The 19,761-nt window shown below is 52.6% G+C and carries 17 protein-coding genes, 4 pseudogenes and 1 riboswitch; of the genes and pseudogenes, 16 read left to right on the plus strand and 5 right to left on the minus strand.

All coding sequences use genetic code 11. The features are described from left to right. The first annotated feature begins 161 nt into the window (after positions 1–161). The 6 genes and pseudogenes from ilvA (at position 162) to I656_RS04545 (ending at position 4,801) form a co-directional block, all read left to right on the plus strand. A pseudogene (gene ilvA, locus I656_RS04570) lies at positions 162–1,432 on the plus strand (threonine ammonia-lyase IlvA). Positions 1,433–1,528: 96 nt separating this feature from the next. After that, a complete protein-coding gene (locus I656_RS04565) occupies positions 1,529–1,780 on the plus strand; it encodes a YpmP family protein (RefSeq protein ID WP_015374891.1) in 252 nt (83 codons plus the stop codon). 105 nt (positions 1,781–1,885) lie between these two features. Next, positions 1,886–2,746, plus strand: coding sequence for a DegV family protein (locus I656_RS04560; RefSeq protein ID WP_020755896.1), 861 nt, complete (start codon positions 1,886–1,888; stop codon positions 2,744–2,746). Positions 2,747–2,799: 53 nt separating this feature from the next. Beyond that, complete coding sequence (locus I656_RS04555) at positions 2,800–3,372, plus strand: SCO family protein (RefSeq protein ID WP_011231262.1); 573 nt, start codon at positions 2,800–2,802, stop codon at positions 3,370–3,372. 74 nt (positions 3,373–3,446) lie between these two features. Continuing rightward, entirely contained in the window at positions 3,447–4,229 is a 783-nt protein-coding gene (locus I656_RS04550) for an SGNH/GDSL hydrolase family protein (RefSeq protein ID WP_011231261.1), read from the plus strand. Continuing rightward, entirely contained in the window at positions 4,226–4,801 is a 576-nt protein-coding gene (locus I656_RS04545) for a YpmS family protein (RefSeq protein ID WP_011231260.1), read from the plus strand. Before I656_RS04550 ends, I656_RS04545 begins: the two co-directional genes overlap by 4 nt. 88 nt (positions 4,802–4,889) lie before the next feature. Here I656_RS04545 and I656_RS04540 read toward each other — a convergent pair whose 3' ends face one another. Together I656_RS04540 and plsY are read right to left on the minus strand one after the other, a co-directional pair. Beyond that, the gene (locus I656_RS04540) at positions 4,890–6,254 is read right to left on the minus strand and encodes an RsmF rRNA methyltransferase first C-terminal domain-containing protein (protein WP_020755900.1); all 1,365 of its coding nucleotides are present in this window, start codon (positions 6,252–6,254) and stop codon (positions 4,890–4,892) included. 28 nt (positions 6,255–6,282) lie between these two features. Next, entirely contained in the window at positions 6,283–6,876 is a 594-nt protein-coding gene (gene plsY / locus I656_RS04535; RefSeq protein WP_015374888.1) for a glycerol-3-phosphate 1-O-acyltransferase PlsY, read from the minus strand. 175 nt (positions 6,877–7,051) lie between these two features. Between plsY and I656_RS04530 the strand changes: the two genes are divergently transcribed. Beyond that, a complete protein-coding gene (locus I656_RS04530) occupies positions 7,052–7,477 on the plus strand; it encodes an OsmC family protein (RefSeq protein ID WP_033006164.1) in 426 nt (141 codons plus the stop codon). Between the two features lie 260 nt (positions 7,478–7,737). After that, positions 7,738–9,360: a bifunctional UDP-sugar hydrolase/5'-nucleotidase gene (locus tag I656_RS04525; RefSeq protein WP_020755904.1), complete on the plus strand. Its 1,623-nt coding sequence runs from the start codon at positions 7,738–7,740 to the stop codon at positions 9,358–9,360. Positions 9,361–9,427: 67 nt separating this feature from the next. On the opposite strand, the gene pepT is transcribed toward I656_RS04525, so the two are convergent. After that, entirely contained in the window at positions 9,428–10,663 is a 1,236-nt protein-coding gene (gene pepT, locus I656_RS04520; RefSeq protein WP_015374885.1) for a peptidase T, read from the minus strand. 304 nt (positions 10,664–10,967) lie between these two features. On the opposite strand from pepT, the gene I656_RS04515 reads away from it, so the two are divergent. Both I656_RS04515 and I656_RS0116190 read left to right on the plus strand, forming a co-directional pair. Next, a complete protein-coding gene (locus tag I656_RS04515) occupies positions 10,968–12,185 on the plus strand; it encodes a threonine synthase (RefSeq protein ID WP_015374884.1) in 1,218 nt (405 codons plus the stop codon). Positions 12,186–12,294: 109 nt separating this feature from the next. Continuing rightward, a riboswitch (FMN riboswitch) is annotated at positions 12,295–12,426 on the plus strand. A gap of 126 nt (positions 12,427–12,552) precedes the next feature. Then, positions 12,553–13,167, plus strand: coding sequence for an ECF transporter S component (locus tag I656_RS0116190; RefSeq protein WP_122983937.1), 615 nt, complete (start codon positions 12,553–12,555; stop codon positions 13,165–13,167). Between the two features lie 138 nt (positions 13,168–13,305). Here I656_RS0116190 and I656_RS04510 read toward each other — a convergent pair whose 3' ends face one another. Continuing rightward, entirely contained in the window at positions 13,306–13,920 is a 615-nt protein-coding gene (locus tag I656_RS04510; protein ID WP_013523784.1) for a sulfite oxidase-like oxidoreductase, read from the minus strand. A gap of 310 nt (positions 13,921–14,230) precedes the next feature. Here I656_RS04510 and I656_RS04505 point away from each other — a divergent pair, with 310 nt between their 5' ends. From I656_RS04505 to I656_RS0116195, 5 genes and pseudogenes are all read left to right on the plus strand, one after another. Next, the gene (locus I656_RS04505) at positions 14,231–14,917 is read left to right on the plus strand and encodes a DUF969 domain-containing protein (RefSeq protein WP_033006167.1); all 687 of its coding nucleotides are present in this window, start codon (positions 14,231–14,233) and stop codon (positions 14,915–14,917) included. Continuing rightward, positions 14,918–15,880 (plus strand): DUF979 domain-containing protein, encoded by a 963-nt coding sequence (locus I656_RS04500; RefSeq protein WP_020755910.1) that lies wholly within the window; start codon positions 14,918–14,920, stop codon positions 15,878–15,880. It abuts the gene before it with no gap. Between the two features lie 30 nt (positions 15,881–15,910). Beyond that, positions 15,911–16,558 carry a pyroglutamyl-peptidase I gene (pcp, locus tag I656_RS04495; protein WP_020755911.1) on the plus strand — a complete coding sequence of 216 codons (648 nt, stop codon included), beginning with the start codon at positions 15,911–15,913 and terminating at the stop codon, positions 16,556–16,558. A gap of 41 nt (positions 16,559–16,599) precedes the next feature. Beyond that, positions 16,600–16,836, plus strand: a pseudogene (locus tag I656_RS04490) (transporter, sodium/bile acid symporter family protein); the annotation flags it as partial. Positions 16,837–17,127: 291 nt separating this feature from the next. Beyond that, positions 17,128–18,797, plus strand: a pseudogene (locus tag I656_RS0116195) (DUF6044 family protein). Between the two features lie 45 nt (positions 18,798–18,842). Here I656_RS0116195 and I656_RS19940 read toward each other — a convergent pair. Then, a pseudogene (locus I656_RS19940) lies at positions 18,843–18,998 on the minus strand (DUF2238 domain-containing protein); the annotation flags it as partial. A 311-nt stretch (positions 18,999–19,309) separates the two neighbouring features. On the opposite strand from I656_RS19940, the gene I656_RS19335 reads away from it, so the two are divergent. Further along, positions 19,310–19,399: a putative holin-like toxin gene (locus I656_RS19335; protein ID WP_021322622.1), complete on the plus strand. Its 90-nt coding sequence runs from the start codon at positions 19,310–19,312 to the stop codon at positions 19,397–19,399. Positions 19,400–19,761 lie beyond the last annotated feature (362 nt).

Here is a 19,761-nt window from a genome sequence, read left to right on the forward strand (position 1 = left end):
GCGGAAGCGTCCAGTATCCGGTAAAGCGGGGCCATCGCGATGTTCACGAGCCCGCTTCCCTTCATCCTCATAAAACTTTTCGAAAATTCCCTTTTCTTTTTGCGAATTTGTGATATAATCTACAAATCAAAGACAACTTAGAAAAGAAAGGGAACGAGAACATGGAACAACAGCTGAAACGGAAGCAAGGGGCAGTATACGTCGAGGACATTTTGATCGCGTATCATACGCTGAAGGATGTTGTTTTCCATACGCCGCTGCAAAAAAATCCGCTGTTATCCGAACGCTACGAGTGCAATGTCTACTTAAAGCGCGAGGATTTGCAAGTCGTGCGTTCGTTTAAGCTGCGCGGGGCGTACAACCGGATGAAGCATTTAACCGATGAGGAGCGGAGAAACGGGGTGGTATGCGCCAGCGCCGGCAACCATGCCCAAGGGGTGGCCTATTCATGCCGGGCGCTTGGCGTGCATGGGAAAATTTATATGCCGGCGACGACGCCTCGGCAAAAAGTGTCGCAAGTGCAGCTGTTTGGCAAAGACATGGTCGAGATCGTGCTTGTCGGCGACACGTTTGACGATTCCTACAACGAAGCGGTGAAGTGCGCCGAGGCGGAAGGGCGGACGTTCATCCATCCGTTTGATGATGAATACGTCATCGCCGGACAGGGGACGATTGGCGTCGAGGTGCTCAACGACTGCGATGAACCGATCGACTTTTTGTTCGCCAGCATCGGCGGCGGAGGATTGATGGCCGGACTAGGGACGTATGTGAAAAGCATTTCTCCGTCCACCAAAGTCATCGGGGTTGAGCCGGCCGGCGCCCCATCGATGAAAGCGGCGCTCGAGCACGGACATGTGGTGACGCTCGATGAAATCGACAAGTTCGTTGACGGCGCTGCCGTCAAGACGGTCGGGGAAAAGACATTCGCCTTATGCCGCGGGGTGCTTGATGACATCGTCGTCGTTCCAGAAGGAAAAGTATGCACGACGATTTTGGAGCTGTACAACGAAAACGCCATTGTCGCTGAACCGGCAGGGGCGCTGCCGATCGCTGCGCTTGATTTTTACAAGGAACAAATCCGCGGCAAGACGGTCGTTTGCGTGGTGAGCGGCGGCAACAACGACATTGACCGGATGCAGGAAATCAAGGAGCGCTCGATGATTTACGAAGGACTGCAGCACTATTTCATCGTCAACTTCCCGCAGCGGCTGGGGCGTTGCGTGAGTTTTTGGATGAAGTGCTTGGGCCGACGGATGACATCACCCGGTTTGAATACACGAAGAAAAACAACAAAGAAAGCGGACCGGCGCTTGTGGGCATCGAGCTGAAACGGCGCGAAGACTACGCGCCGCTCATCGAGCGGATGAAGAAAAAAGGCTTCCCGTTCCAAGAGGTCAACAAAGACCCGAACTTGTTCCATCTATTGATTTGACGAAAAAAGTCGGAACAAATTCGCCGCATTCCGACATACTTTTTCACCGGATTGGTGTATAATAAAAGTAAATCGGTGAAAAAGAGGATTGATATTTTGCTATTCAAAAGCCTCGAGTTCAAAAACGCATATGGACAGAAGGTCAAGATTATCGAAATTCCTGTATTGGAGGAAGAGAACACATACCGATTCATGATCCAACTGCGCTTGGAGGCGTTTATTGCAAAGGTGTACCGATCGAGAACGAGCCGTTCTGTGTATTCGTTCCGCGAACATTTGAAGAAAGTGCTGAAATGGCCTGTATATGAACAGATCTTTAAAGAAACGGCGTTAAAGCATAATGCATGACTGTTGTTGTTTTGCCCTTGGCGGCAAAACAACTTTTTTTTGGTGGGATTTTCGCCGGTTTCATTATATAATGGAAACGAGATCATCAGTATTAGGAGTGAACGAATGAAATCAATCAAAATTGTAACCGACTCAACGGTCGATGTGCCGGCGGCGGTGCTTGCCGAGCACGGCGTTGAAGTCGTTCCGCTTCATTTGACAGTGGATGGGGAGGCGTTTATCGACCGGGTGACGATCACCCCGGAACAATTTATGGCGAAAATGAAAGCGGCGCGCGAACTGCCGAAAAGTTCGCAGTCATCGGTGGGAGAATTTCTCGCCGTTTACGACCGGCTCGGAGCGGACGGCAGCGAGATTGTGTCGATCCATATGGCTGGCGAGCTGAGCGGTACGGTCCGTGCGGCTGAACATGCGGCCGCTTTGACAGAGGCAGCGGTCACCGTCGTGGATTCACAATTTATTTCCTGTGCGTTGGGGTTTCAAGTGCTCGAAGCAGCACGTTTGGCCAAGGCGGGCAGAAGCGTCGCCGATATCATCCGGCGGCTTGACGAAATACGCCGTTGCACGCGGCTGTATGTTGTGCTTGATACGCTTGAGCATTTGGTGAAAGGCGGCCGCATCGGCCGCGGCAAAGCGCTCATCGGTTCGCTTTTGCGTATTAAGCCGATCGCCGCTCTGGTTGACGGGCTGTATACGCCGGTTGCCCAGGTTCGCAGCTTTTCGCAAGCGGTGTCCCATTTGGCGGGCCGTCTTGTCGAGGAACAAGGGGCCAAACGGGTAGAGAAAATCGCCATCGCCCATGCCGATGCTCCTCGGTGGGCGGAGCGGCTCAAGGAAGCGGTGACAGACATCATCGGCTATTCGCCGATTGACATCGTTGAAACAACGCCGGTCATTTCCATTCACACCGGTCCCGGGGCGCTGGCGCTCATGTACTACGCCGAGGAAGCGCCGCTTGATGAATAAACGCCGTTATTGGCGGCATCAACATATTTTGGTCGAAAAGGAAGGACCTATCGATGTGGAAACGAATCGCACTTTTTCTCGTTGTTCTTTTGCTGGCGGCGTGCGGAAAAACGATTCCGGACGCCAAAAACTGGCCGGTTGAGGACTTTACGTTTGTCGATCAGTCTGGTCAGCCGTTTGGACTTCGCGACTTGAAAGGAAAAGTGTGGGTCGCCGATTTTATTTTTACAAATTGCGAAACGGTTTGTCCGCCGATGACGGCCCATATGGCCAAGCTAAAGCAAATGGCAAAGAAAGAAGGACTGGATGTCGAGTTTGTCTCCTTCAGCGTCGACCCGGAAGTCGACACGCCGGAAAAACTGGCGGCGTATGCGAAGCAATTTACAGATGATCTAGCAAACTGGCATTTGCTGACTGGATACAGCCCGGCCGAGATCAGCGAGTTGGCGCAAAAAAGCTTTAAAACGATCGTGCAAAAGCCGGCCAATGACGACCAAGTCGTGCATGGCACCAGTTTTTATTTGGTCGGGCCAGACGGAAAAGTGGTTCAGACGTACAGCGGCGTGCAAGATGTGCCATACGAAACAATTTTAGAGCATATCAAAATCGTGCAGTCGTCGCAATGAGGCAAAAACGGCTACCGCCTTTTTGCCTTCTTTTCGTCTTTCCCCTTGTTGCGGCAAAAGGCAGGTGTCAAACAATGAGACGGTGGGGATGGTTGTTGTGCTGCTGGCTGCTCGCCGGATGCGTGTCGCTTTCGGCGGGCGGAAAGCCGGAGCGCCCGCATGAAGCCGCCGTCAAGCAGACGGAAGCAAAGCCGCTTCCGAAAGATATACATTTGGTCGCTTTAGGCGATTCGTTGACGGAAGGAGTGGGGGACGGCGAAAGGAAAGGCGGGTATGTCGGCCGCCTTGTCCCGCTCCTTTCGGCAGAAGACGGGGTGCGGACAGTCACCGTAGCGAATTTCGGGAAACGCGGCCGGCGCATCGCTGAATTGGAACCAGTCATTCACGCCCATCAAGCGGAGCTCGGGCGGGCTGATATGATCTTGATCACCATTGGCGGCAACGATGTGATGAATGTCGTCCGCTCGCACTTTTTAGACTTGTCGCGCCAGCGGTTTCAGCAAGCCACGGAAATATTTGCCGACCGACTGGATCATCTATTGATCTCGCTTCGCACGATCAATCCGGATGCGGTCATTGTGCTTGTGGGTCTATACAATCCGTTTTCCACGACGTTGCCGAATATTCCGGAAATCAATGATGTCATTACCGAGTGGAACAAGGCAAGCCAGGCGGTGCTTTCCCGTTATGACCGAACGATTTTCGTTGATATTCAAGACATCTTCATCGACCGCGACGAATTGCTTCATCGCGACGAATTTCATCCGAATGCCGCAGGATACGAACAGATGGCCATGCGAGTGCATGAAGCGTTAGATCAACAAAAAGAGTGGTGGGTAGGGAGCTTATTGCAATGAATTGGAAACGAGCGTTTTGGATGTTGGCGGCTGTCAACGCCGCGGTTCTTGTTTGGACTGTCGCCTGGCTGTTCGAACCCACTTCACCGGTGAAGCGGCCGGCGCGCCCAAATGTGGAGGGAGCTTCGTTTACAGTATACTCGAAGAAGGAGCATTTGAACGCCGTCATGAACGACTATTTGGCAGAAAAAACGAAAGGCCATCCGCTGCAATACCGCGTTTGGCTCGCCGATCGCGTCTATGTTTCAAGCGAAATCCCCATTTTAGGCCGCTCGGTCGAACTTGTCGTCTCGTTTGTGCCCAAAGTAATCAAAGGAGGGAATGTCGAGCTCACGGAGCCGACGATTTCGCTCGGCGACTGGAAGCTGCCAGTGACGTATGTGCTTCGCTACTTGCAAAAGCACGCCCCGCTGCCGGATGAAGTGGCGATTGACCCGGAGCACACCCGCGTCTACGTCGCGCTCACGGACATTCGCTTTGGCAACGGCTATCAAGTGGCGGCAAAAAAAATCGATTTGGCCGCCGATGAGATCGTGTTTACCTTAACAATTCCGACGAAGCAGCACCAGTAAAAAAGGGCTGACCTAAAACGCACCCGCGTTTTGGGTCAGCCCCTTTTTTGCGATTGGGAGCTCCTTTGCCATCTGCTTTTCCGACGTTTTAGACGAGGCGCAGCCCTTTTGGATAAAAGTTTTTCACCGTTCCTTTCACTTCTTTCCCCCAGGCGAACGGAAATCCATCCACGGCCACAAGCAGCCAACCGCGGTCGCCGCCGGTGGAAAGCGTCTCGCCGCGCCAATATTGGACGATTTCGCGGCTTGCGCTCGATAGGTCAAGCACATGTTTCGCTTCCTCTGTCCGCAGCGCCAAGGCAAGGGCATGGTTCGGCTCAAACCGCTCTTTTTTCACATCCCCTAAGTGCAACCCGGCGCGGACGATTTTCAAACCGGACAAATCCGGGCAACGCTCGGGCAACACAGTCAAATGGGCGCCAAATGACACGAACGTGCCGTCTCGCTCTGTCCACAATGCCTCTTGTTCAAACTGGCGATACAGGCGGATCGCGGCTTTTGGCGCGTTCGCTTTTGCCCGTCGCCCCTGCCAAGGCGGGGTGGAGCGCTGCTTTTGCAGCTTGGCGACAAAATGCCCTTCCCCTTTCAGACGGTGCGGCCAAAGGCGGGCGGCGTGGACGAGATCGGATCGATTGGTTTTCGTCCATTCCGGCCGCCCTGGCTCAAGCCCTCCCGCTTTGGCGATCGGCAACAGCCGCAAGTCATCGTGCGCCTCAAGCAGCCATTCAATCGTTTGCTCGTTTTCCTCCGGAGAGAACGTGCACGTGGAATAGACGAGAATGCCGCCTTCTTTCAGCATCGCATAGGCGCTTTCCAAAATGCGCCGCTGTCTGGCCGCACATTCTTCCACATAAGCCGGGCTCCAAAACGAAGCGGCCTCTTCATCCTTGCGAAACATGCCTTCGCCGGAACAGGGGGCGTCGACTAAAATTTTGTCAAAAAAGCCCGGAAACCGCTCGGCAAGCGCCTCGGGAGTTTCATTGACGACAACGGTGTTCGTCAAGCCGAACCGTTCGACGTTCTCTGCGAGCGCTTTGACCCGTTTCGGGTGGATTTCGTTGGCGACAAGCAGCCCTTTGTTTTCCATCATCGCTCCAAGCTGGGTCGTTTTCCCGCCAGGGGCGGCGCACAAGTCGAGCACTGTCTCCCCAGGGGCGGGACGCAGCGCTTCGGCGACCGCCATCGCGCTCGGTTCTTGAATGTAATACAGGCCGGCCGCATGGTACGGATGCTTTCCCGGCTGTTGGTCCGGCTCATAATAAAACCCGGTCGGGCAAAACGGCACCGGGGAAAGGGAAAAGGGCGCCGTTTTTGCCCATGCGCCCGGGTCGGTTTTCAACGGATTGACGCGCAAGCCGTTGATTTTTTCGTTTTCATAAACAGCGAAAAACTCGTCTGCTTCTTCATCAAGCAGCTTCTTCATTTTCGCGACAAATGCTTCCGGCAATCTCAACGCAACAAACTCCTTTCTCCGTCCGTCGTCATGAGCGTTTGCCTGGCCATTTCACTTTTGGCTCCGTTTTGTTCAAGATGCGCTTGATGTTGGCACGATGACGATAAAAGATAAACGAAGCCAGCAACAACACTGCCACCGTCAATGGAATGTCGTCAGTGAAAAAGACGGTGTACACGACCGCATACAGCGCCGCGGCCATCGATGACAGGGAGACGTAGCGTGAAACAGCCAAGACGACAAGAAACACGGCGATGAGCGACAAAAAGAACAACGGCGAATAAAACAGCATCACCCCGCCCGATGTCGCCACCGCCTTGCCGCCGCGGAACTTGGCGAACACCGGATACATATGGCCGACAACTGCCACCGCCCCGGCCAAAAGCGGATGCACGGGGACGGAAAAAAGCATCGGCAAGCTCGCCGCCAGCGTCCCTTTTAGCATATCGCCGACAATGACGATCGTTCCCGCTTTCGCCCCAAGCACGCGGAACGTGTTTGTTCCCCCAAGATTGCCGCTTCCATGTTCGCGGATGTCGATCCCGTAGCCGATTTTCCCGACAAGAAGGCCAAACGGAATCGAGCCGAGAAGATAAGCAAGAAGCAAAATGAGTGCGGTCATCGAATCAAACACCCTTTACTCAACAAGTTTGTGCATGTTTCTATTTTAACATGCATGAGCGAAAACGGTAGACAGGAATTTTGCATTTCAAGGACATAGCCGCTAAACTGAAAAGAAGAAACGGGCTGTCGGAACGTCCGTCCGACCCCGGACCGATGAGAAAGGAGCGACCATGATGAAAACGACGGTTGTATGGAACGGAAACATGTCATTCAGCGGCCAAAGCGCTTCCGGTGTCACCATTCCGATCGACGCGGCCAAAGACGTCGGCGGCAACGATTCAGGCGCTCGGCCGATGGAGCTTTTGCTTCACGCCTTAGCCGGCTGCACCGGCATTGACATCGTTTTGATCTTGCGGAAAATGCGGCTTGATGTCCGCGCGTTTTCGATGGAAGTCGAAGGAACGCGCGCCGATGACCACCCAAAGCGGTTTACAGAGATTCATATTCATTACGCGCTCGAAGGCGATTTGCCGGAAGACAAGGTCGTCCGCGCCATTCGGTTGTCAAAAGAAAAATATTGTTCCGTTTCCCATTCGTTAAATGCCGCCATTACAGCGAGCTATTCGATCAACGGCGTGCGCGGGAAGGGGACGATCTAACAAGGAGAAGGGCTTGACGTTCATGGCCGTTTCGCGTGGCATAGCGCCGAATGACGCTGGCTGTCCACCGAGCTAAAAGGGAAAGACTGTCCGATCAACAGACTCTATCGGGCGGTCTTTTTTTGTTTCTGTTGTTCTCAACAGTCAGTTGTGAATTTACAAAATATTTACGAAAAATCATCCTTTCTTCTCTATCATTGTATGGACTCGCAAGGATATAATGGGAGTGAACGAGAAGGAGAGAGAAAGGGGAACCGGGAATGAAGAATTCCAAACGATGGGGAAGACGGGTGCTATCCGCATTGGCTGCTGCAGCGGTGCTGGCCGCAGTTCCAGTTGGGGCGGCAGGGAACGGGAAAAGCAAGGGGAAGCCGCCTGCTTCCTCGCACCGTTATATTGAGGTGCAGCTGTTAGGCATTAACGACTTCCACGGTCAGTTGAATGTGACGAGAAAAGTCGGCGGGCGGGAAGTCGGACGGGCTGATTATTTGGCCGCTTATTTGAAACAGCGGGAGGCGGAAAACAAAAATACGCTGCTCGTCCATGCCGGCGATGCGGTTGGCGCCAGCCCGCCGGTATCGGCGTTGCTGCAGGACGAGCCGACGATCGAAGTGCTCAATAAGCTCGGCTTTGACGTCGGCACCCTTGGCAACCATGAGTTTGATGAAGGAGTAGCGGAAATGCTCCGCTTGATCCATGGCGGATATCACCCGGCGACCGGCGATTTCGCCGGAGCAGATTTTCCGTACGTGAGCGCCAACGTCGTTGATGCGCAAACAGGAAAGCCGATTCTCCCGCCATATGTGATTAAGCGGGTCAACGGCATGCCGATCGGATTGATCGGCGTCACGCTCACGGAAACACCAACGATTGTGACGCCAAGCGGCGTCGCGGGAGTCAAGTTCATCGATGAAGCAACAGCGATTAACAAAGCGGTCCGGGAACTGAAGAAAAAAGGAGTGCAAACGATCGTCGTTCTCGCCCATAACCCAGGCGTATCCAATCCGGATGGGACAAACGCAAGCGGGGAAATTGTCGATATCGCCAAAAATGTCGATGATGAAGTCGATGTGATTTTCGCCGGTCATAACCATGCCTATTTAAATGCGGTTGTGGACGGCAAGCTGCTCGTTCAGTCGTATTCGTACGGCACGGCGTTTTCTGATGTCGATTTGAAAATCGACCCGCGCACGAAAGACGTCGTCGCCAAAAAAGCGGAGATCGTGACGACCTATCATGACGGCATCACTCCGGACCCGGAAATCCGTGCCCTCGTCGAAAAATATGAAGCGAAAGTGGCGCCGCTTGTCAATCAAGTCGTCGGCACAGCAGCCGAAACGATCACCGATGAACAAAACGAAAGCGGCGAGTCCGCCTTGGGCAATTTGATCGCCGATGCCCAGCGGGCGGCGATGAAAACCGATTTTGCCTTTATGAACCCGGGCGGCATTCGCGCCGATATTGAACAAGGCGAAGTGACGTGGGGCGAATTGTACAACGTTCAGCCGTTCAACAACCAGCTCGTGAAAATGACGCTCACCGGCGCGCAAATCCGCCAGCTTTTGAATCAACAATGGCAGCCAACCCAAACGCGCATGCTGCAAATCTCCGGCCTCCGCTATACATGGAGCGCCAGCAGGCCGGTCGGAGAAAAAGTCATTGACATTCAGCTTCCTGATGGGACACCGCTAAAACCGGACGCCGAGTACACGGTGACGGTCAACAGCTTTCTCGCCGACGGCGGCGATGGGTTCACGGTGTTGACGCATGGGACAAACCGCGAGGTCGGTCCGGTCGATTTGGATGCACTTGTCACTTACATCCGCCAGTTGTCACAGCCGTTTTCGGCACAAATCGAAGGGCGGATCACAAAACTGCAATAGGCGGAACAATTATGATGTTTTTAGAAGCGAAAAAGGGATGCCGAAAACCATCGGCTCCCTTTTGGTTTTAGGAAGTTTTTTGCTCGAACAGCTTGATGATCTCCACGATCACTTCGGCCGCTTTCACCATATTGTCGGCGGAAATGTATTCGTAGCGGCCGTGGAAGTTTTCGCCGCCGGCGAAAAGGTTCGGCGTCGGCAGCCCCATGTAGGAGAGCTGCGACCCGTCTGTACCGCCGCGGATCGGTTTCACCTTTGGTTCAATGCCCAAGTTCGTCATCGCTTCGTGGGCGATGTCAACAATGTGGCGCACCGGCTCGATTTTTTCGCGCATGTTGTAGTATTGATCGTTGATTTCGAGCGTGATTCGGTCGTTTCCATATTTTTGCGCAAGCGAAGCCGCGATCTCTTTCATTTTCGCTTTGCGAGCCTCGAACTGTTCGCGGTCAAAGTCGCGGATGATGTAGTGAAGCTTCGTTTCCTCTACACTGCCTTGGAACGAAAGCAAATGGTAAAACCCTTCATATCCTTCCGTATGCTCAGGCGCCTCATCGGCTGGCAACTGCTGCTCGAACTCCATGGCGATTTTGATCGAGTTGATCATTTTTCCTTTCGCTGTGCCCGGATGGACGTTTTTTCCTTTGATCGTGATTTTCGCTTCGGCAGCGTTAAAGCTTTCATACTCCAATTCGCCCAGCGGCCCGCCGTCGACCGTGTAGGCAAATTGGGCGCCGAATTTGGCAACGTCAAATTTATGCGGCCCGCGGCCAATTTCCTCATCCGGCGTAAAGGCGACGCGCACTTTGCCGTGCTTGATTTCCGGGTGTTGAATGAGATAGTTCATCGCGGTCATAATTTCGGCGATTCCGGCTTTATCATCGGCGCCAAGCAGCGTCGTCCCATCGGTCGTGATGAGCGTATGCCCTTGGTAGTGAGCGAGCTCCGGGAAATCGTTTGGCGACAAGATGATGCCTTGTTCTTTGTTTAACACGATGTCCCCGCCGTCGTACTGTTCGATGATTTGCGGGTTGACGTTGGCTCCCGTAAACTCCGGAGCGGTGTCCATATGAGCCAAAAAGCCAATCACTGGCACGTTTTTGTCCGTATTGGCCGGCAACGTCGCCATCACGTAGCCGTTGTCATCGATCGTCACATCTTCCATGCCGATCGACTTCAGCTCTTCGACGAGCATTCTCGCCAGCTCCCACTGTCCCGAAGTCGATGGGCACGTATGGCTGTTTGGGTCGGATTGAGTGTTGACTTTCGCGTAGCAGATGAAGCGTTCGATGAGTTCCTGTTTCATTGGTTCATCTCCTTATGTATAAGTTTTTCTGGATCAACGAATCATTCCGCCGATGCAGTGAGAAAAAAGAGGCGGTTTCCGTTTTATTTTACCATATGCGGCTTCAAACGGTAAAAAAGAGGGGGGACCATTTCCTACTTGGCGCTATGATGCCCCAAAGTTGGCGTACGGACGCTGCCATTACAGGCGCCGGTGGCAGAGGACGGTTATGGTATAATGAAAAGGCCAGTGCCTCGTCCAAAACGCGAAAGTAGGTGCTTCCTGCCTCGTGCGGATGAAACAAATGGAAAGGAGAAGCCAAACCATGTCATTCAGCTACGTGTCTCATCTGTATTGTCCGAAGTGTGAACGTACATACGATGTCGACCAAATCCATCAACTTTGCGAATGCGGTTCGCCGCTTCTGGTCGCGTACGATTTGGAGTTGATGCGCCAAGAAGTGAAGCGGGAGGCACTTGCGGAGCGAGAACCGAGTTTATGGCGGTATCATGAGCTATTGCCGGTGAAACATCCTGAACATATTGTCTCTTTAGGGGAAGGAATGACTCCGCTTGTGCGAATGCCGCGCCTTGGCCGGAATATCGGCATTGACTCACTCTATATGAAAGACGAAGGCGTCATTCCGACCGGGACGTTTAAAGCCCGCGGCGCGGCGGTTGGGATTTCGAAAGCAAAGGAATTGGGCGTCAAACGACTCGCCATGCCGACAAACGGCAACGCCGGCGCGGCATGGTCGCTATACGCGGCGCGGGCGGGCATTCAGGCGACAGTCGTCATGCCGGTTGATGCACCGGAACTGACGCGAAAGGAATGCGCCATCGCTGGGGCGGAACTGTATTTAGTCAACGGCCTCATTAGCGATGCCGGGCAAATCGTCGCCAAAGCGATCCGCGAATACGGATGGTACGATGCGTCGACGTTGAAAGAACCGTACCGGATTGAAGGGAAGAAAACGATGGGACTGGAGATCGCCGAACAGTTCTCGTGGCAGCTCCCGGATGTCATTTTGTATCCGACCGGCGGCGGCGTCGGGTTGATCGGCATTTACAAGGCGATCAAAGAACTGCAGGCGCTCGGCTGGGTGGACGGCCGCATGCCGCGGCTTGTCGCTGTGCAGGCCGAGCATTGCGCGCCGATCGTCAAGGCGTGGAAGGAGAAAAAACGGGAATCGGAGTTTTGGCCGAACGCCCATACAGTGGCGTTTGGCATCAATGTGCCGAAAGCGCTTGGCGACTTTCTTGTTCTTGAGGCGGTGTATGAGACGGACGGTTGCGCGGTTGCCATTGGCGATGAAGCGATTTTGGCTGAACAGCGGACGGCAGCCGAACTCGAAGGGGCGTTCATTTGCCCGGAAGGAGCGGCGGCGTTTGCGGCGGCACGAACGTTGCGCGAGAGCGGTTGGATTCGCGACGGGGAGACGGTCGTCGTATTAAATACCGGAACCGGGCTGAAATACGCCGATACGGTGGACGTCCATCCGCCGGTGCTCGAGCCGGGGGATATGCTTCCAAAGGAGAATTGACAAGTTGGCGGAGTAGGCGCCAAACATAAAACATATGGGAAAAAATGATAGACAAACGAAAAGAGGTATTGTATACTAAATTCATCGGAATAATAAAAATGTATAAGCGATTCATCTTCGGGGCAGGGTGAAATTCCCGACCGGCGGTGATGAGGCGCTTGGCCTCTCAGCCGCGAGCCGCAAGGCAGGATCCGGTGCGAGTCCGGAGCCGACAGTATAGTCTGGATGGGAGAAGATGAAGGTTTGCCGGCGTTCGTTTTGGCGCATGCGAACGTCTAGTTGCGCACACCCTTTTTCTCCCTTAAGCCTCGTTCGGTTTAAGGGAGTTTTTGTTGGCGCTCGCGGCGGCAGCCTTCTTCTTGTGAGGATGAATCACGAGAAGGGGAGGAGAACAAGCATGAAACGCATTTCCATCCGCGCCTTTGTCGGCATCGGAGTGTTGGGCGCCATGGCGCATGTGCTCATGATGCTCAACTTTCCGCTGCCGCCGTTTCCGAACTTTTTGCTTGTCGACTTCAGCGACATCCCGGCGCTTGTCGCCGCGCTGTTGTACGGCCCGCTCGCCGGCGTGGCGGTCGAACTCTTGAAAAACGTGTTGAACTACGTTTTTGTCGGCAGTGCGACCGGCGTTCCGATCGGCCAAATCGCCAACTTTACCGCTGGGGCGGCGTTTATTTTGCCGGTTTCCTATATTTATGGGAAAGCCGCATCGAAAAAAGGCTTGCTGCTGGGGTTGGCGGCGGGAACAGTGACAATGGCGCTCGTCATGAGCGTGCTCAACTACTACGTCTTTCTGCCGGCGTACACGCTTTTTCTTGGCGCTCCGCAGATGAGCGCGCCGGAAGCGAAGGCGTTGGTGGTATCGGCGATTTTGCCGTTTAACGCCGTCAAAGGAGCGATGGCGGCCATCGTATTTCAGCTTCTCTTTTGGCGTCTTCGTGCTTGGCTTGAGAAACAAGCGGCATCCCGCCAAGCCGCTTGATGATCAAAGAGGCTGTCCCAAAAGATCGTCTCTCTTTGAGAGAGATACAATATATCGTGTCGCCGAAGTGATTTGTTCCTACCTCTTGTAGTAAAAGAGGGTGTCCCGTTGCGTTTGGGACACCCTCTTTTGCTTTTGTCAAAAGCGAATCCGCGGCACCCACTCAGCAAACCGCTCCTCTTTAAACGGATTGGCGGTCATCGAATAACCGCGCTCCTCCCAATAGCCCGGCTCATCTTCCTTCATAAAGCGGATGCCGGACGCCCATTTCGCCCCTTTCCATAAGTAAAACGTCGCCGGCGGAATGAAACGGAGCGGATAGCCGTGCTTCGGCGAGATGTCCTGCCAGTCGTGATGCTTGTCTTTCCATCGATAGACAAACAAGGCATCATCGCCCATCAGCGCTTCAAGCGGCAAGTTTGCCGAATAGCCGAACCGGTCGCCGTTTAAATATCCGTAAATTTTCACATATTTCACGTCGGGATCGAGCTCGACAAAGCGCAAAAATTCGCGGAAGGCGATGCCTTCAAACGTCGTGTCGAATTTTGACCATGTTGTGACACAATGCATATCGATGGTTGAAACCGTCTTCGGCAGCTGCATCACTTCTTGATACGAAAGCGACACTTCCTCTTTCACATCGCCGAACAATCGGAAATTCCACGTCGCTTCATCGAATTGGTACACATCGCCCTCATGCAAAATTGGCCATTTTTCGGTTTCGAATTGGCCGGGAGGGAGTTGTTTGGTCATGGCGGGCACTCCTTTTTCTGCTAAATTTCTCTTAATTATTCATGATACAAAATAGAGGAAGGGGATGCAATAAAAAGGGGCTCGGTTCAATTGCTGCGGCGGTGTTCAGCGAGGACAAATTCCACCAAATATTGATTGATTTTTGACTTTTCTTAATTATATAATGAAAATGATGAAATTGGAATGATTGTTCCGAAATACGGAACGATTGAAGGAAAAGGGGGGAGGCAGGAAAAGTCGGTGGAGGAATAAGGCAGCGAGATGGACGGATCACAATGCCAATATGATGTTGGGAGAGGAGAAAGGGAACATGGTGCTCATTGGCGTGTTGATTGTCATCATTGGTTTTATCGTTCGCATAAATCCGCTTCTTGTTGTTACAGCGGCTGGATTGGCGACAGGATTGCTCGCTCATCAATCGCTGTATGACATTATTGAACAGTTTGGAACGGCGTTTACGACCAACCGGTATATGGCGGTGTTCATTGCGACATTGCCCGTCATCGGCCTTTTGGAACGCTTTGGGCTGCGGGAACAGGCGGAGAGTGTCGTGGCGAAAATCAAGGCGGCGACAACAGGGAGAATCTTGACGGTCTATTTAATCATCCGGGAAGCGGCAGCCGCGGCTGGGCTTACTTCCATCGGCGGCCATGCTCAAATGGTTCGTCCGCTCGTCGCTCCTATGGCAGAAGGAGCGGCGGAAGCGAAATACGGAAAACTGCCGGATCATGTGCGGGATGACATTCGCGCTCATTCGGCAGCGGTGGACAATATCGGGCTGTTTTTTGGCGAGGATGTGTTCATTGCCATCGGAGCGATTTTGTTGATGAAAGGATTTTTTGATCAAAACGGCATTCCTTCTGATCCGCTGCATATGGCGTTATGGGCGATCCCAACGGCCGTGGCCGCGTTGATCGTTCACAGCATCCGCCTGCATCGGCTGGACCGCTCGCTTCACAAGCTCCTTCATCGGGAGAATGGAAAGGGGATAGAGTGAATGTGGCTGTCCATTGAAGCGGTGTACATATTTTTAGGCATTGTGGTTGTGTTGGGAAGCTTGTGGACCTTTGCCGATCGCCAAAACCCGAAGCGTTTCACATCAGGGCTGTTTTATTTGCTTTATGGCGTGGCGTTGCTGTTCGGCAGCATCATTCCCCCGTTTTACACCGGAGTGCTTGTGCTTATCATGGTGGCCATTGTCGGAACCGGGGGATTGAAGCTCGGAAGCTACCAAGAGGCGACGCCGGAAGAGAGAAGACAACATCGCGATCGATTGAAACATCGCCTGTTCATTCCGGCATTGTTGATTCCGGTTTTGACTGTCATCGGCGTGACATGGCTGAAAAATGTCAAGGTTGGAAACGCTTTTCTTTTCGATCCGAAAAACGTGACCCTTGTGTCTCTCGGGCTAGCGACGTTCGTTGCTTTGCTCGTCAGCATGGCCATGACTCGATCGACGCCGTTTATGGCGGTTAAAGAATCGCGCAGGCTGCTGGAAACAATCGGCTGGGCTGCTCTCTTGCCGCAGATGCTGGCGACATTAGGGACGATCTTTACGACTGCTGGGGTGGGCGCGGCTGTGTCCAATTTGGTGAAAGCCATTATTCCGACTCATTCGTTGTTTTGGATTGTGGTGGCCTATTGCATCGGGATGGCTTTGTTTACGATGATCATGGGCAACGCTTTTGCGGCATTTCCCGTGATGACGGCGGGGATCGCTGTTCCGCTGCTGATAAAACAATTTGGCGTCGATGCGAATCATGTGGCCGCCCTCGGGATGTTTTCCGGCTACTGCGGCACCTTGATGACGCCGATGGCGGCGAATTTCAACATCGTGCCCGCCGCCCTGCTTGATTTGAAAGACAAAAACCACGTGATTCGCGTGCAAGTGCCGACAGCGTTGATTCTGTTGGCGTTCAACATCGCCGCAATGTATGTGATTACACTCATAGATTTATAAATTTCATCATCAAAAAGGGATGGAGATGCGATGAAAAAAGTGCTCGTGACCGGATTTGATCCGTTTGGAGGAGAAACGGTGAATCCGTCGCTGGAGGCGGTCAAGCAAGCAGCTGGATGGAAAACCGATCGGTATATCGTTGAAGTTCGGGAGATTCCAACCGTATTTGGCCAATCATTAGCCATCTTGCATGACGCAATCATGCAAGTGGATCCCGATGTGGTGATTTGCGTCGGACAGGCGGGAGGGAGAGCCGATATTTCCGTTGAAAGGATAGCGGTGAACATCAATGATGCCCGCATTCCCGACAACGAAGGCCATCAGCCGATTGACGAACCCGTTGTTCCAGGCGGGCCTGTCGGCTATTGGTCAACTTTGCCGGTCAAAGCGATTGTCGAGGCGTTGAGGCGTCACGGCATACCAGCCTCTGTCTCTTATACAGCGGGAACGTTCGTCTGCAACCATGTATTTTATGGATTGATGCATTACATCACCCAATCGAAGAAGCCCATTCGCGGCGGATTTATCCATATTCCGTATTTGCCGGAACAAGCCGCCCGGCATCCCGGGCAGCCCAGCATGGCATTAGAGACGATCGTGGAAGGGCTGCGCCTTGCCATTGACGTGGCGGTCGAACGTGAAGAAGATATCCAAGCGGTTGGCGGGCACATTTGTTAAGGGGGATTCGTCCAGTTGCCTTTGACTTCAGCCTGTCCCTTCTGCTCGGCATGGATTTGGCTAAACAAAAAGCGGTCGCCATGGAGGTGGGAATGCAAAACTCCGGATTGGGCGTGGCGATTGCCACAGCGAATTTTTCACCCTTGGCGGCTGTTCCAAGTGCGATCTTCAGTGTGTGGCACAACTCTGAAGCGATCCTCGCGGCGATTTTCAGCTGGAGGGAAGAGAAGAATAAACACATGCCGGGATTGGGGGAAAAAACACGAATATCGCAGTAAGGTTAAACAGCGGCTCCGTAAGAGAGGGAGGCCGCTGTTTTCTATTGTGTATTGTAGTGGGGGAGCTATCTACCATAAGTTGCCCTTAATATTTTAAGATAGGTGTGCATAGAGAAAATAGAAGGGGCAAAAAAATGCGAATGAAGAGGAGACTGAGAAGAACGCGCAGCCCCCCTTTTCATAAATCACCACCCTCTTCGACCGTCCTTAGGAATAATTTTCTTCTTATTGCACATCGTATTCAATAGGGATTTCATGGCCAAGAACAGCTATGGCGGGAGCGTGATGCCGATGGCCGAACAACGAGAACGATGGTTTTTCCTTTTGGCGCTTGGCGTCATCGCCCTTTACGTGTCCCCGCTCTTTCTCCTTGGTGAGAACGCCCATATTCGCGTCCACGATAATTTGGATTCCAATATCGCTTGGTATAAGGTGCTCTCCGAAAGCGGAAAAATCACCGGGCCGCTTGACGCGAAGATTCCGCAAATCGCCAACGGCCAGTTGTCAAGAAACGCCCTCGGTTCGGAGTTGACCGGCATCGTCTGGCTGCACGCGTTATTTCCCACGATGACTGCTTATGCGCTCAGCCAAACGATCACAAGGGTGGTGGCATTTGTCGGTATGTATTGGTTGTTAAAAACACATTTCCTGCCCGAGCCGCGTTGGATGGCCGTCCGCATCGGCGTGGCGCTCGCATTTGCCCTGACGCTGTTTTGGCCGTCGGGGATGTTAAGCACGCTGGGCATGCCGCTTGCGCTTTGGGCATTTTTGAGCATCCGAAAAGGTGAGGGGAAGTGGAGACATTACGCCGCGCTTACGCTTCTCCCGTTTTATTCCAGCTTTGTGCTCGGATTTTTCTTTTTTCTTGCCGCCATGGGCGTTTTTTGGCTTGTTGATGTGCTGCGCGGGAAAGGGTGGAACATCCGCTTTTTGACTTCCATCGCTTACATGACGCTGCTTTATTTGCTTGTCGAGTACAGGCTTGTCTACTCGTTTTTATGGGAAGACGAGCCGACGAGCGGGATGAGTACTTCCATGCCCCTTTGTCGTTTTGGCATTGCGTCCGCTTGACGTGGAAAAACTTTCTCCTCGGGCACCATCATGTCATGACCGAGCATACGTTTTTTATTTTGCCAAGCTGGTTGGTGGCGTTGTATCTCGTTTTCGTGAAAAAACGGTGGAAGCAAGAACGGTTATTTCTTTTCCTATTCGGACTGAATTTCGCGCTGTCGGCATGGTACGCCTTTTGGTTTTATAAAGGGTGGCTGCCGCTTACCGAGCGGCTTCATTTTTTAGACACGTTTAACTTTGCCCGCTTTCATTTTTTGCGCCCGATGATCATTTATGTGCAGTTTGCGCTGGCGCTGAAAATCGTATGGCAATACAGCGAAAAAGGAGAAAAGTGGGCGAAGCGGCTGCTAGCGGCCCAAGTGATCTTGGTGTTTTTGATTAACGAAGAAATCGTCTTCCGCTACGAGCCGACGGTAAAACAATTTTACGCGGAAAAACAGTTCCAAGAAATCAAGCAATACATCGGGCTCCCGGTGTCCGACTACCGCGTCGTCAGCATCGGCATTCACCCCGCCATCGCGCAATACAACGGGTTTTATACGCTCGATACGTACAACAACTTTTATCCGCTGTCATATAAATACGAGTTCCGCAAAATCATTGAACGTGAACTGGAAAAAAGCAAAACGATCCGCACATATTTTGACGAATGGGGCGGGCGATGCTATATTTTTACAGCGGAACTTGGGAAACGGTACATGTTCACGAAACACTCGAAAAAGCGGCTGAAGAACTTGCTGCTGAATACAGAACAGTTGAAAAAAATGGGCGGCCGCTACGTTTTCTCGGCCGTTCCGATCGATAACGCGGCGGAAAACGGCCTCACGCTTGAGAAAAGATTTACGTCCGATGAGTCGGCGTGGACGATTTACTTGTACAAGGTGAAATAGAAACAGCGGCTCCCTTTTGAAAGGGGGAACCGCTGTTTTCTTGATTTAGCGCTCATTCAACTGCGCAAGCTGCCGGTCGTGCCACCTTGAGAGCAGCCATAGGGCAATCAGTGTCCCAATCAATGTGCATACCATATCCCATTGGGTGTCCCAAATATCGCCTTGCGTGCCCAAAAAATCTTTCGATGCCTTTCCTCCTTGGAACAGCGAGATTCGTCTATGGTCATTATTCGGAAAAACGCTGATTTTATACAAATCATTTTTTCGAGCGCTTGATGAAAACGTCGGAGTTTCAGCGGTTATAGGAAGCAGGGGAGAAGGACTGTGGAAGCGGCGATACGAAGCAACAGGAAAAGTGGCGTTTGTCCCCCTCGGGTAGGGAAACATTCCTAATTTTCAACGAGGATGCGAATGTATATTCGCATTTGTTTGATTTGATGGTATAATGAAACATGCACAGCCATATGCAGGGTGGGCAGTGGCCACTCCCTGAACGAAAGGGGGTGGTGCTGATGATGTCGATTGCCGACGCGCTGACGCTCATGATTGCGTTTGCGTCACTCATCGTCGCGGTGATCGCCGTATCCAAAGACAAAAAGTAACCCACCCTGCTAGGCCGAGGCGAGGGTAGGTTACGATGCCCGAGGCTTGGGCCACTGCACTTCTTGCAGCGGCTGTGTATGGACAGGGCATTGGTGGCCGCCAATGCCCTGCTTTATTATACGTTCCTTCTTCCTTTATTATACGCGTATAAAGAAGGGGATGACAAGAATTTTCGAGAAAGGGACAGTGAAGATCGAAAAAAATGAAAAAGAGGGTTGACTCTTTCGTTTTTTTATAGTAAATTTTACATTGTCGTTCCGATTCTGAAGGAACGACAATAAAAAATCCTTGACAAACTGTTTTATTGTTTTATAATAAATATCGTCGCCATTGCCTAGTGGTGATAGCGGAGGGGAAACAC

Source organism: Geobacillus sp. WSUCF1 (assembly GCF_000422025.1).
GTDB classification, from domain to species: Bacteria; Bacillota; Bacilli; order Bacillales; family Anoxybacillaceae; genus Geobacillus; species Geobacillus zalihae.

Bases quoted from the DNA above. Each gene is read 5' to 3' on its own strand.
- I656_RS04505 (WP_033006167.1), top strand. From the start codon at position 14,231: ATGGTGCTCATTGGCGTGTTGATTGTCATCATTGGTTTTATCGTTCGC.
- I656_RS04545 (WP_011231260.1), top strand. From the start codon at position 4,226: ATGAATTGGAAACGAGCGTTTTGGATGTTGGCGGCTGTCAACGCCGCG.
- I656_RS19335 (WP_021322622.1), top strand. From the start codon at position 19,310: ATGATGTCGATTGCCGACGCGCTGACGCTCATGATTGCGTTTGCGTCA.
- I656_RS04550 (WP_011231261.1), top strand. From the start codon at position 3,447: ATGAGACGGTGGGGATGGTTGTTGTGCTGCTGGCTGCTCGCCGGATGC.
- I656_RS04530 (WP_033006164.1), top strand. From the start codon at position 7,052: ATGAAAACGACGGTTGTATGGAACGGAAACATGTCATTCAGCGGCCAA.
- I656_RS0116190 (WP_122983937.1), top strand. From the start codon at position 12,553: ATGAATCACGAGAAGGGGAGGAGAACAAGCATGAAACGCATTTCCATC.
- pepT (WP_015374885.1), bottom strand. From the start codon at position 10,663: ATGAAACAGGAACTCATCGAACGCTTCATCTGCTACGCGAAAGTCAAC.
- I656_RS04500 (WP_020755910.1), top strand. From the start codon at position 14,918: ATGTGGCTGTCCATTGAAGCGGTGTACATATTTTTAGGCATTGTGGTT.
- I656_RS04525 (WP_020755904.1), top strand. From the start codon at position 7,738: ATGAAGAATTCCAAACGATGGGGAAGACGGGTGCTATCCGCATTGGCT.
- plsY (WP_015374888.1), bottom strand. From the start codon at position 6,876: ATGACCGCACTCATTTTGCTTCTTGCTTATCTTCTCGGCTCGATTCCG.
- I656_RS04560 (WP_020755896.1), top strand. From the start codon at position 1,886: ATGAAATCAATCAAAATTGTAACCGACTCAACGGTCGATGTGCCGGCG.
- I656_RS04510 (WP_013523784.1), bottom strand. From the start codon at position 13,920: ATGACCAAACAACTCCCTCCCGGCCAATTCGAAACCGAAAAATGGCCA.
- pcp (WP_020755911.1), top strand. From the start codon at position 15,911: ATGAAAAAAGTGCTCGTGACCGGATTTGATCCGTTTGGAGGAGAAACG.
- I656_RS04515 (WP_015374884.1), top strand. From the start codon at position 10,968: ATGTCATTCAGCTACGTGTCTCATCTGTATTGTCCGAAGTGTGAACGT.
- I656_RS04555 (WP_011231262.1), top strand. From the start codon at position 2,800: ATGTGGAAACGAATCGCACTTTTTCTCGTTGTTCTTTTGCTGGCGGCG.